Source organism: uncultured Pseudomonas sp. (genome assembly GCF_913774235.1).
Lineage (GTDB): Bacteria > Pseudomonadota > Gammaproteobacteria > Pseudomonadales > Pseudomonadaceae > Chryseomonas.
This window is the reverse complement of sequence record NZ_CAJYDW010000005.1, coordinates 196,033-208,238: the sequence shown is the minus strand read 5'-3', so window position 1 is coordinate 208,238 and position 12,206 is coordinate 196,033. Positions and strand designations below refer to the sequence as shown.

The following is a 12,206-nucleotide window of genomic DNA, read 5'->3' as shown; positions in this document are numbered from 1 at the left end:
GCGATCATGGTTGCGCTGAGGGCATGGCTGAACCTGAAAGAACCTTCACCATGTCTTTGAACGCCTTTTTCAGTTCGATTCCTGAGTTGCCTATCACCAGTTCGCATAGTGACGGGTCGTAGAGACTGTCCCGCACCTTGAGGATGGACAGGACCCGCTTGATCTCCGCTTCGGCCTCGACGAAGCGCAGCAAAATCAGATTGTCCACCATGCTGGAAAGTTCGGGCGCCGGCGCCGAGATGTCCGCGCCAAACACGTCGCGCAGTTCCCAGGTGGCTAGAACTGTGACGCCTTGGGTACGCAGCTCGTTCAGTAGGGCGCTGAAGTATTCGATGAGCCGTCCTTGCGGGATGGCGAAGCGCGCGATGGCGCCGAGGCTGTCGATCACCAGACGCTTGATGCCATGCTGCTTGATCAGCGCCAGCAGCTGGTGGCCGACGTCGTCGATGCGCAACTCCGTGGTGGGCTGCCAGTGCACATGCACCGCTCCCTCCCCCACGCGCCCGGCCAGATCGAGTCCGAGGGAGCCGGCCTTGAGATAGAGGCGCTCCGGCGGCTCGTAGAAGCCGAACATCAGCCCAGGCGCCTCGGCAGTGGAGGCCGCGAGGAAGTTCAGACAGAGAGAGGTCTTGCCCGCGCCCGAGGGCCCTATCAGCAACGTCGTCGAACTCTCCGGCAGGCCCTGGTCGACCATGGTGTCCAGGGACGGTATGCCGCTGGTCACCCGGGCATTGCTGACCTTGTAGGTCGCACCCGCTGATGGATCGCGATAGAGGGTTTCCAGGCGCGGAAAGACGGTAATGCCGGCCTGGGAGATGATGAATTCGTGGAAACCCGGCAGGGCGCCGCTGCCGCGGGTCTTGCGCAGCGCCAAGCGGCGAATGCTGCGACTGCCGATCTCTTCCTCGTGCAGATCCAGCACCCCGTCGACCATGGTGTGTTCGGGGCTGCCATCTTCCAAGCGGGCGCTGGTGAGGAAGATCACCGTGCAGCCGGCGAAGGCCGCATGGCCCTGGAGTTCGGCGATGAATTTCTTGGTATCTATGGGCGTCTCGGCGCGCGAACGGGCATTGAGCAGACCGTCCACCACCAGCAGGCTGGCCTTCTGCCGACTGATTTCCCGGCGTAGCAGGCGGACCACCTCGTCCAGCCCCTCGCCTTCCATGGTATCGAAGGCACTGAGGTACTGGACCTGGTCGCCGATGCAGGAGCGGTCGAAGAAATCCAGCGTGGAGAAGAACTGGAACATCCGCTCGTGGGTTTCCGACAGCATGGTGGCGAAGAGCACCCGGCCGCCATTACGCACGTGGTTGAAGGCGATCTGGTTGGCCATGATCGATTTGCCGGAGCCCGGTCTGCCCTGGATGACATAGGAGGCACCTGCGACCAGGCCTCCTTTCAAGATCTCATCCAGCCCCTGGATACCGGTTACGACGCGCTCGAGTCGATTCAAGAACGATGCCTCAACAATAAAATGTGTCTGGACGCCCAGCGGACGGGCATCCGGTCCTTCGCAGGCAAGAGCCTATAAGCGTACCGCCCAAATAGCCAGCTAGACGGGTCGATCTCAACCACGCTTGCGAATCAGGCCCTCCTGGGCGACGGAGGCCACCAGGCGGCCAGCTCGATCATAGATGCTGCCGCGGCACAGGCCACGGGCACCGCCGGCCCAGGGGCTGTCGATGGCGTAAAGCAACCAGTCATCCAAGCGGAAATCGCGGTGGAACCACACCGCGTGATCGAGGCTGGCGATCTGCAGCGAACGGTCCCAGAAGCTGGTGCCATGGGGCAGCAGCGAGCTGGGCAACAGATTGAAGTCCGAGGCGTAGGCCAGCAGATAGCGGTGCAGGGCCGGCTGGTCGGGCAGGTCACCGGTAGCGCGGAACCAAACGTGGCGGACCGGTTCGCTCGGTTCGGGCTTGAAGGGATCGGTAAAGACCACCGGCCGCATCTCGATCGGCCGCGGCCCCAGCAGCTTATCCCGCAAGGGCGCAGGAATCAGCTCGGCGTACTTCTGCGCGTGGGCGATCTCCGATTGGAGGGTCTCAGGTGCCGGCACGTCCGGCATGGTCGTCTGGTGCTCGAAGCCCGGCTCTTCTATATGAAAGGAGGCGCTGCAGAAGAAGATCGGCTGCTCACCCTGGAAGGCGGTGACGCGGCGGGTGGAGAAGCTGCCGCCGTCACGGATGCGATCCACCTGGTAGGTGACCGGCTCCACCGCCGAGCCCGCGCGCAGGAAGTAGCCGTGCAGGGAATGCACTCGCCGTTCCGCCACCACGGTCTGGCTGGCCGCCGACAGCGCCTGGCCCAGGACCTGGCCACCGAAGAGCTGGGGAAAGCCGAGGTCCTGGCTGCCGCCCCGATACAGATCGGGAGCCAGGGATTCGAGGGTCAGCAGATCGACCAGGTTGTCCAGCACCTTGCTCATGGGGAGGGTTCCTTGACAGAGAGCCGTCATCATACGCAAAACCGGTCAGGCCCAGGGCGCCGGCGCTCGATCGACGCGACGTGGTCATCGTATGACGACGATTGGTGGAGCATGTCGGCGGAATAATGGTCACAATGAGGGTACCGCTGTCCCATCGCAGGCGTCCCTTCATGACCGAAACCTCCGCCACCTCGTCTTCCGCCCCATCCGCGTCCTCGCTGATCGCGGAATTGGGCAAGGGTCTCGGACACAACGACATCTTCTTCGCTGCGGTGAAGAAGACCCGGATGCCGATGATCGTGACGGACCCGCATCAGCCGGACAATCCCATCATCTTCGCCAACGAGGCCTTCCTGCGCACCACCGGCTATGCGCTGGACGAGGTGCTGGGGCGCAACTGCCGCTTCCTGCAAGGTCCCGACACCCGCCAGGATCATATCGCCGAGATTCGCCAGGCGTTGCACGAGCAGCGAGACTGTAACGTCGAGCTGCTGAACTATCGCAAGGACGGCACCACCTTCTGGAATGCGCTGTTCATTTCACCGGTGCTCGATCCCCAGGGCGAACTCATCTACTACTTCGCCTCGCAGTTGGACGTGTCCCGGCGACGCGACGCCGAGGATGCCCTGCGCCAGGCGCAGAAGATGGAAGCCCTCGGCCAGCTCACCGGCGGCATCGCCCACGACTTCAACAACCTGCTGCAGGTGATGGTCGGCTACCTGGACATTCTCCGCATCAACCTGGATCGGCCTGAGTTGGATCGTGATAAGGCCAGGCGCCACGTCGACAACACCCGGGACGCGGTGAATCGCGCCGCGACCCTGACGCAGCAATTGCTCGCCTTCGCGCGCAAGCAGCGCCTGACCGGCCGCGCCGTGGACCTGAACAAACTCATCGACGGGCGTCAGGGACGGCTGGCCCAGGCCCTGGGTGCACCCTTCCGCTTCATCTTCCGTCCTGCGCCGGCTCTGTGGAACTGCCGCCTGGACCCGATCCAGCTGGAAACGGCACTGCTCAATATCGTCGACAACGCCCGGCTGGCGATGCTGGAACGGGGCACCGGCACCCTCACGCTGGAGACCCTGAATGTGGAGGTCACCGGCCAGGACTTGGCCCACGGCGGGCTGTCGCAGGGGCACTACGTCTGCATCGCCCTGACCGATACCGGATGCGGGATGTCCACCGATATCCTCGGTCGGGCCCTGGACCCCTTCTTCACTACCCGTGAAGAAGGCCAGGGTAGCGGTCTCGGCTTGTCCATGGTCTATGGTTTCCTCAAGCAATCGGGCGGCCTAGTCCGGCTCTATTCCGAAGAAGGTGTCGGTACCTCAGTGCGCCTGTATTTCCCGGTCTCGGAAGACGAGGCCCGCGAGCATCCGGTGCCGCTGCCGACCCCGCACGAGGACAGTGGCGGCTCCGAGACCATCCTGGTGGTGGACGACCGCCCCGACGTGGCGGCCCTGGCCCAGGCCATTCTCGAAGAGGCTGGCTACCAGGTATGCGTCGCCCACAACGGCCAACAGGCGCTGGACCTGCTGGCGCGGGAGACGTCCATCGACCTGCTGTTCAGCGATCTGATCATGCCGGGTGGCATGAACGGGGTGATGCTGGCCAAGGAGGCGCAACGGCGCCAGCCGAACCTGCGCATCCTGCTCACCACTGGCTACGCCAACAATGCCCTCGAACTCGAAGAAGGCAATGGCGAACGCTTCCCCATCCTCAACAAGCCCTATGGCCGCCAGGATCTGACGCGCTCGATCCGCCGCATGCTGGATGTCCCCCGTCCATGAAGGACGAGGCCCTGGAGCGCGAGCCGGTCAGCTGTGACACCGGGCAGGACGGGCCGGTCGACCTCCAGAGCTTCCTCGCCTGCCTGGAGCGGGTGGGCAACAGCCCCGAGCAGGTGTCGGTGCATCATCTGATCGACGCCATCGGCAGTCGCTCCTTCGGCCCCATGATCCTGCTGCCCGGTGTGCTGGCCATCTCGCCACTGACCGGCATTCCGGGGATCGCCACGGCCATCGCCGTCTTCGTGATGCTGGTGAGTGGCCAGTTGCTGCTCGGGCGCGACCACTTCTGGCTGCCGCGCTGGGTGCTGGAACGCAACGTCTCGCGGCGCAAGCTGCGCAAGTCACTACGGCTGCTGCAGAAGCCCGCCCGCTGGGTCGACAAGGTGGTCAAGTCGCGCCTGCGGGTGCTGACCTCGCGCCCGGCGCACTTCGTCACCGCCCTGCTCTGCATCCTGATCGCCGCGACCATGCCGGTGCTGGACCTGGTGCCCTTCGCCAACACCACGGCGGGGTTGGCGCTGACCTCCTTCGCGCTGTCGCTCATCGCCCGTGACGGCCTGCTGTTCCTGCTGGCGCTGGGCTTCTGCACCGGTATCCTCTGGTTCATCCTGGAGCTCCTGGTGTTTTGAGCACGCGCCTGCCGCTGGTCTACCACGAGGACTACAGTCCGCCCTTCCCTGCCGGCCATCGTTTTCCGATGGAAAAATTCCGCCTGCTGCAGGAGCACCTGAGCGACAGCGGTATCCTGGGCGCGGACAATTGGCACCGCCCCGAGCTCTGCCCGGACGAGCTGCTCGCCCTGGCCCACGCCCCTGACTACATCCGCGCCTTCCAGGCCGGCGAGCTGGCACCGCCGCTGCAGCGCCAACTGGGGCTGCCCTGGAGCGAGCCACTGGTGCGCCGGACCATCCGCGCCGTGGGCGGCTCCCTGTTGACCCTGGAATTGGCCCTGCGCCATGGCCTGGCCTGTCATCTCGCCGGCGGCACCCATCACGCCCATCACGACTATTCAGCCGGCTTCTGCATCTTCAACGATCTGGCGATCCTGGCCCTGTCGCTGCTGGAAAGCGGCCGCGCTGGCCGGGTGCTGATCCTCGACTGCGACGTCCACCAGGGCGACGGCACCGCCCGCATCCTTGCCGAGGTGCCGGACGCCGTGACCGTCTCCCTGCACTGCGCCACCAATTATCCGGCACGCAAGGCCGCGAGCGACTGGGACATTCCCCTGCCCCGCGGTCTCGACGACGCCGGCTACCTAAGGGTGCTCGACGACGCCCTGAACTACCTATTGCCGCTCTACCAGCCGGACGTGGTGCTCTACGACGCTGGCGTGGACGTCCATCGCGACGATGCTCTGGGCTATCTCGATCTGACCGATACCGGCCTCGCCGCCCGCGACGGCCTGGTCTTGCGACGCTGCCTGGCGGCGGATATACCGGTGGTAGGGGTGATCGGCGGTGGCTATTCGGCCGATCGTACCGCCCTGGCCCGCCGCCACGGCATCCTCCATCACACCGCGACCCAGGTCTGGCAGGAGCTGGGGCTGAACTGAACGGGAGTTTCCATGAGCAAGACCGCCAAACCTTCCGAATCCAGCCAGGCGCGCCTGGCCGTGCTGATCGACGCCGACAATGCCCCGGCCGCCATCGTCGACGGTCTCATGGCCGAGATCGCCCGCTTCGGCGTGGCCAGCGTCAAGCGCATCTACGGCGACTGGACCCAGCCGCAACTGAACAGCTGGAAGAAGGTACTGCTCGACCATTCCATCCAGCCGGTGCAGCAATTCGGCTACACCAAGGGCAAGAATGCCACCGACAGCGCCCTGATCATCGATGCCATGGACCTGCTCTACACCCGCCGCTTCGACGGCTTCTGCCTGGTCTCCAGCGACAGCGACTTCACCCGCCTGGCGGCGCGACTGCGCGAGGAAGGGCTGACGGTCTACGGCTTCGGCGAGGAAAAGACCCCGGACCCCTTCGTCTCGGCCTGCGACAGATTCATCTATACCGAGATCCTTAGGTCGAAGCCGCGCGAGGATAATCGCGAAGCGGTACCGACCGAGAAGGCCAGCACCAGCAATCGCGGCAAACCCAAGCTGAGCGCCATCCTCAAGCTGATCGAACAGGCGGTGGAGGATGCCTCCGACGAGGGCGGCTGGGCCAACCTCGGTCTGGTCGGCACCAACCTTGGCAAGGTCCGTCCCGACTTCGACGCCCGCCTTTACGGCCATCGCAAATTCAGTGGCCTGGTGAAGGCCCACAGCGACCGTTTCGAGGTGCAGGAGCGCGATCCGGCCGATGGCAGCGCCGGCAAGGCGGTGTATATCCGCAATCGTTGACGCCGTTGCGCCTGCCAGGCTCTAGCCTGCGGAAAGGCGTCGAAAAATCGCGAAAAGCGACCATCTTGCCGATATACCACCGGTCAGACGTATAGGAACCGCACCTATCGAGGCGGCCTCCACCCTAGGTGAAAGTTACCTAACGGAGACCGCCATGCGAGCCTTGACCTACCACGGTGCCCACGATGTCCGCGTCGATACCGTACCCGATCCGACCATCCAGGACGCCGATGACATCATCCTGCGGGTGACCGCTACGGCCATCTGCGGCTCGGACCTGCACCTGTATCGCGGCAAGATTCCAACCGTGGAGCACGGCGACATCTTCGGCCACGAATTCATGGGTATCGTCGAGGAGACCGGGCCGGCGGTTACCGCCGTGCAGAAAGGCGACCGGGTAGTGATCCCCTTCGTCATCGCCTGTGGCAGCTGCTTCTTCTGCAACCAGGATCTCTACGCCGCCTGCGAGACTACCAATACGGGGCGTGGCGCCATCCTCAACAAGAAGCAGATCCCGCCGGGCGCGGCGCTGTTCGGCTTCAGCCATCTCTATGGCGGCGTACCAGGCGGCCAAGCCGAATACGTACGGGTGCCCAAGGCCAACACCGGCCCTTTCAAGGTGCCCGGCACCCTGGCCGACGAGAAGGTGCTGTTCCTCTCCGACATCCTGCCCACCGCCTGGCAGGCCGTGCTCAATGCCGGCATCGGCCAGGGATCGAGCATCGCCATCTACGGCGCCGGCCCGGTAGGCCTGCTATCGGCGGCTTGCGCCAGGATGCTCGGCGCCGAGCGCATCTTCATGGTCGATCACCACCCCTATCGCCTGGCCTATGCTCAGCAGACCTACGGCGTCATCCCGATCAACTTCGACGAGGACGACGATCCGGCCGCCACCATCATCGAGCAGACACCGGGCAAGCGTGGCGTGGACGGCGTGGTGGATGCGGTGGGCTTCGAAGCTAAGGGCAGCACCACCGAGACCATCCTCGCCAACCTGAAGCTGGAAGGCAGCAGTGGCAAAGCGCTGCGCCAGTGCATCGCGGCGGTCCGCCGTGGGGGCAGTGTCAGTGTGCCGGGGGTCTATGCCGGCTTCATCCACGGCTTCCTGTTCGGCGATGCCTTCGACAAGGGCCTGACCTTCAAGATGGGCCAGACCCACGTGCAGCGCTATCTGCCGGAACTGCTCGACCACATCGAGCGCGGCGACCTGGCGCCAGAGGCCATCATCACCCACCGGTTGTCCCTGGAGCAGGCGGTCGACGGCTACAAGATCTTCGACAAGAAGCAGGAGGACTGCCGCAAGGTGATCCTCACTCCGGGGCGGACCGAGCCTTTGATTCCAGAGAAGCTGGAAGAACCTCTGGCAGCGCCGATAGGGCAGGCCGGCGCGGTTTGACAGCGGTCTAGAAGCCACAACGCCTCGGGGGCCTTGGTCGAAAAGCCCCGAGGCGCTCACCTTCTTTTTTTGCCGACCACCAGCATCCTGGCTATCGGTACTAATCGAGGTCTTGGGAAGGCTTCCGGCACAAGATATTGCTGCCTTCGCTTCTTAGAACCGATAGGCCGCCCGCAATGAAAGCGCATCCGACCGCGACTGCTCACCAATCGCGCGTGTTCCCTGATAACCGATCCCCGTACTCAGTCCCGAAGACCACAACAGATCGACGCCGAGCGAGGTCGACAATCTGTTATCGCCGAATCCCTCCGTAGTGATCGAATAGGTCGAATCACCGACGTCGACATACCCCATCCGGGCGGTGGAGTCGGAGTTGAAGATGTGGCTGAACTCCAGGCGCGAGCGCAAGGTGAGATAGGCCCAGCTCAGGGGTACACCGTACTGCCCTCTTACACCGGCCACACCCGAGACCAGCGAGAAACGCTGCTCGGCATAGTCGAGGTTGTAGCTGTCGGCATTCGATTCCTTGTACCCACGCAACCAGGTGGTGGAGGTATCCACACGACCATAGGGCGAGACCAGCCAGTTGGGGCCTTTCACTTCGTAGCCCGAACTCAGGGAGCCGAACAGCTGGTCGCCATTGCGCCTGCCCTTGGCATACCGACCGCTATCGGTGACGAAGCGCTCACTGTCGAATTGCAGCCTGCTGTAGCCCAGCATGCCATCTAGGAACACCGCATTGGGATGATAGCTGCCATAGGCCGCCACGCTGTAGGAGGTCCCACGGCTGTTGCTACCAGACGACCCGATGTCGCTCTTGTCGTTGCCGAGGCCGATACCCACGCCAAGCGTGAATGCATTGCTCAGGCGAACGTCGATGCCACTGCTAATGCCAACGGTGGTGTTGCTGACTTTTTCACCGCTATTGCGCGTGCTGCCGAAGTCTACATAGCCCCCCGTCCACAGCGAGAGATTACCGTTGGGCAGCGGCTGGCTACCCCTTTCCGCGGAAGAGGCGTGCATTACCGGCTGCTGGTTATCCGTCAGCGCCTGGACATTGGCGAGAGGGTCGAGCGCAGTCTGGTTGTCGTCGACATACGTGGGATTCCGCAGTGTCCGCGCTTGGGCCTGAGTGGGGTTGAAGCGCAGATTGAAGGCATTGCGATGGCCATCGAGGCTATGCAGCTGCTCCAGACGGTCGGTGAAATTGCTGATTTGCGCCCGGGCGAATTGCTGCGCGCTCTGCGTCTGAGCGCTCAAGACCCCAGCGACCTCCGCATCACGACTGGGATCGGTGCGCGCATTGATCTGCAACGTCAGAGTGGCCGGTTGCGAGGTACCCCAGGCGTTCGTCAGGGTGAAACGCAGAGCCACTGTGCCACTGGCCCTGGCTGCCGCCGTGAACTCCAGCGCCGTGCCAGTCAAGCGCGCGCTGCCCAGTGCTTGTGCTGGCGTATCCAGCAGCGTCGCCGACGTGAAGGGACCGCCCGTGGCCCCCGCGCTCAGGTCCAGGCTGACACTCTGACCCGCGGCGACCGCGATGGTCGTGTCTGCCGCCTTGGGCGATACACCGCTGGTGGTGAGCGAGTAACTGGCACTTGCCCGCGTACCGCTGGCATCGGTGACGGCGATCGAGAAAGACGCGCTGCCCATGCTCGTCGGTGTACCGGACAGACTACCGGAGCTCGCGTCCAGGCTAAGCCCCGCCGGTAGCCCAGCGGCGCTGAAGCTGTAGGGGCTGACGCCGCCATTGGCACTGAAGACTTGGCGGTAGGCGCTACCAACGCTGGCAGCAGGCAAGGCGCCGGCAGCCGGCGACAACACGAGCGCGCTGGCAGTCACGGTGATCGAGACACTGGCGGCAGCCGAGGTACCACTGGCATTGCTGGCGCTGTAGGTGAAGCTGTCACTGCCCGCGTAACCCGCGTTGGGGGTGTAGCGAATGCTGGTCCCGCTGGCCACGGCCACACCATGGCTCGGAGCGGACACGACGGCGACCGACGTCGCCGCGCCGCCCGACAACGCCAGGGTCACCACATTGTTCGAGGAGTTGGCCGCAACCGTCACGGAAGTCGCCGCTGCCACAGGGGCTGCAACCCCGATGGTCAGGCTATAGCTCGCCGAGCCGGTGTTGCCGACATTGTCGGTCGCCGTGACCGACACACTGTAGGTACCCGCAGCGGTAGGTGTGCCACTGAGCTGCCCGCTCGCGGCATCGAGGTTGAGGCCAGCCGGTAAGCCGGTGGCGGCATAACGATAAGGTGCGGTACCTCCGCTGGCTTGGAGCGAGGTGCTGTAGCCGTTACCGACCTGGCCGGCTGGTAGCGCCCCCGAGGCCGGAGTAAAGGTGAGTGCGACCGCGGAGACGCTCAAGGTGACAGTAGCTGCCGCCGACGTACCCGAGGCGTTGGTTGCGGTATAGCTGAAGCTATCCGCTCCCGCGTAGCCCGAGGCAGGTGTGTAGGTGATCGAAAGCCCCGACACTGTTGCCGTGCCATGGGTCGGCAAGCTAGCCACTGCAACGCTGGTAGCGGCGCCGCCCGACAGGTTGAGCGTCACGGGATTATTACGGCTGTTGGAGGCCACACTCAGCGAGACAGGTCCCGCCACAGGGGGCTGCACCGCTATGGACAGCGTGTAGTTGGCCGAGCCGGTTGCCCCATTGGCGTCAGTGACGACGACTGAAAGCGTATAGCTACCCGACGCAGTCGGTGTGCCGCTGATCGTCCCCGCGGCGGTATTCAGCGAAAGGCCCGCAGGCAACCCCGTAGCCGAATAGGTATAGGGCGCAGAGCCGCCGGAACCGGTGATCGTCTGGCTATAGGCGGTACCGACCTGGCCACCTGGCAACGCCCCGGAAGCGGGTGTGACGGTCAATGTTGGACGAGACACGGTCAGGGTAACCGTGGCGGCCGCGGAGGTACCGGAGCCGTTGGACGCGGTGTAGGTGAAGGAGTCGCTACCCGAGTAGCCCGCCGTTGGGGTGTAGGTGATGCTGGTTCCCGACGCAGTGGCCGTGCCATGACTCGCCGCGGAGGCGACAGCGACGGACGTGGCCGTGCCGGTGATCGACAGGGTGATGGCATTGTTAGAGCTGTTGGCGGCGACCGTGGCGGAGACGTTGTTGGCCACCGGCGCGGCTTCGGCACGGGTCACGCTGATGGCATAGGACTTGATGGTCTGGCCATCGGCTGCCGTGACCACGACCGACACGCTGTTGGAGCCAACCGCCAGGTTGATCGGGGCGGAGTTGCTACCCGAAACGACTGCATTCCCGTTGACGGTAATGGTGCTGCCACTGTCGGTCGCAGTAGGCCGTACGGTAATGGAGGTCGTCGCGTTGCTAACGGACGTCGTGTAGCTGGTCGTGTTGCTGGAGAAGCCGGGAGACAGCGTGCCGGCCGAAAGTGCCAGACCCGACAGCGTGGCGTCGGTGGATACCTGAGAGACGCTGGTGCAGTTGAATACCAGGTTGCTGATTTGGCCATGCGAGGTATTGGCGCGAACGGCCAGGCCGTTCGCCTCAAGGCTACCGGTTGGAACGGTGATGCTGACTGTATGGGATGTATTACTCGTGGAGTTCGTCGCGTTGTACGTCTGACCATTTGAAAGGTCATAGCGGGCCAGGCTGACACTGTCGGTATTCATGGGAGGCATGCCAGCCCCTGCACCGCTATCGGTGAACGTCAGCGTCAGTGCATCGCCAGGTAGAAAATCCGCAGCGGGGTACCGGTTGGACTGATAGGACAGCGATGTCGAGCCCGATAGGTTGTTAACCGTGGCGCAGCCGTTCGAAAGCGCGAAAGCCGCTGGCACAGAGAAGACGGTCGAAAGAAGTGTAGCCAGGCCGAGAAAGAGCCGTTGCTGGAAGGTTGCGCGCGCCATTTATCACCCAGAGTTCGAATTTAAACCACAACCACTATCAAGTCAGAGAAATCTAATTGTTCTCAGGGTGTTTTCACTCGAAACGATGCTGGCGTGCCACGAGGGGCCAAACTGCTCAAAAGAGGAGCTCACAAGAAAATCCTTTTAAAGCCAATGATTTCTTCATGAGTCATCGGCAGCGAAACGGCAGACTTGAAGTCTATCAAGGAGAAAAAGGTAATTTACTACCACCGATAAGCCAAGGCGACAGAGGGTAATTTAGAATACCTCAATGGATAGGTGGGAGCATTGCCCTGACACCGCCAGGCAATGTAAAGCGGCACAGGCTTGTTCATTACAGCTTGCGCGCGAATGAGCGTTCTGGTACTT

8 protein-coding genes are annotated in these 12,206 nt (G+C 63.5%); 5 read left to right on the top strand and 3 right to left on the bottom strand.

The window, feature by feature from the left end:
* Positions 1 to 4: 4 nt before the first annotated feature.
* Both QZ471_RS03440 and tesB read right to left on the bottom strand, forming a co-directional pair.
* A complete protein-coding gene (locus tag QZ471_RS03440) occupies positions 5 to 1,453 on the bottom strand; it encodes an ATPase domain-containing protein (protein WP_295460883.1) in 1,449 nt (482 codons plus the stop codon).
* Between the two features lie 114 nt (positions 1,454 to 1,567).
* Positions 1,568 to 2,428: an acyl-CoA thioesterase II gene (tesB, locus tag QZ471_RS03435; protein ID WP_295460882.1), complete on the bottom strand. Its 861-nt coding sequence runs from the start codon at positions 2,426 to 2,428 to the stop codon at positions 1,568 to 1,570.
* Between the two features lie 170 nt (positions 2,429 to 2,598).
* On the opposite strand from tesB, the gene QZ471_RS03430 reads away from it, so the two are divergent.
* The 5 genes from QZ471_RS03430 (at position 2,599) to QZ471_RS03410 (ending at position 7,952) form a co-directional block, all read left to right on the top strand.
* On the top strand, positions 2,599 to 4,218 hold the full coding sequence (locus tag QZ471_RS03430; RefSeq protein WP_295460881.1) for a histidine kinase famiy protein: 1,620 nt from the start codon (positions 2,599 to 2,601) through the stop codon (positions 4,216 to 4,218).
* A complete protein-coding gene (locus QZ471_RS03425) occupies positions 4,215 to 4,847 on the top strand; it encodes an exopolysaccharide biosynthesis protein (protein WP_295460880.1) in 633 nt (210 codons plus the stop codon). Before QZ471_RS03430 ends, QZ471_RS03425 begins: the two co-directional genes overlap by 4 nt.
* The gene (locus tag QZ471_RS03420; protein ID WP_295460879.1) at positions 4,844 to 5,770 is read left to right on the top strand and encodes a histone deacetylase; all 927 of its coding nucleotides are present in this window, start codon (positions 4,844 to 4,846) and stop codon (positions 5,768 to 5,770) included. Before QZ471_RS03425 ends, QZ471_RS03420 begins: the two co-directional genes overlap by 4 nt.
* 12 nt (positions 5,771 to 5,782) lie before the next feature.
* The gene (locus QZ471_RS03415; protein ID WP_295460878.1) at positions 5,783 to 6,556 is read left to right on the top strand and encodes an NYN domain-containing protein; all 774 of its coding nucleotides are present in this window, start codon (positions 5,783 to 5,785) and stop codon (positions 6,554 to 6,556) included.
* A gap of 154 nt (positions 6,557 to 6,710) precedes the next feature.
* Entirely contained in the window at positions 6,711 to 7,952 is a 1,242-nt protein-coding gene (locus QZ471_RS03410; RefSeq protein WP_295460877.1) for a zinc-dependent alcohol dehydrogenase, read from the top strand.
* A gap of 153 nt (positions 7,953 to 8,105) precedes the next feature.
* Here QZ471_RS03410 and QZ471_RS03405 read toward each other — a convergent pair whose 3' ends face one another.
* A complete protein-coding gene (locus tag QZ471_RS03405) occupies positions 8,106 to 11,837 on the bottom strand; it encodes an autotransporter domain-containing protein (RefSeq protein WP_295460876.1) in 3,732 nt (1,243 codons plus the stop codon).
* Positions 11,838 to 12,206 lie beyond the last annotated feature (369 nt).

Bases quoted from the DNA above. Each gene is read 5' to 3' on its own strand.
- QZ471_RS03430 (WP_295460881.1), top strand. From the start codon at position 2,599: ATGACCGAAACCTCCGCCACCTCGTCTTCCGCCCCATCCGCGTCCTCG.
- QZ471_RS03410 (WP_295460877.1), top strand. From the start codon at position 6,711: ATGCGAGCCTTGACCTACCACGGTGCCCACGATGTCCGCGTCGATACC.
- tesB (WP_295460882.1), bottom strand. From the start codon at position 2,428: ATGAGCAAGGTGCTGGACAACCTGGTCGATCTGCTGACCCTCGAATCC.
- QZ471_RS03415 (WP_295460878.1), top strand. From the start codon at position 5,783: ATGAGCAAGACCGCCAAACCTTCCGAATCCAGCCAGGCGCGCCTGGCC.
- QZ471_RS03425 (WP_295460880.1), top strand. From the start codon at position 4,215: ATGAAGGACGAGGCCCTGGAGCGCGAGCCGGTCAGCTGTGACACCGGG.
- QZ471_RS03405 (WP_295460876.1), bottom strand. From the start codon at position 11,837: ATGGCGCGCGCAACCTTCCAGCAACGGCTCTTTCTCGGCCTGGCTACA.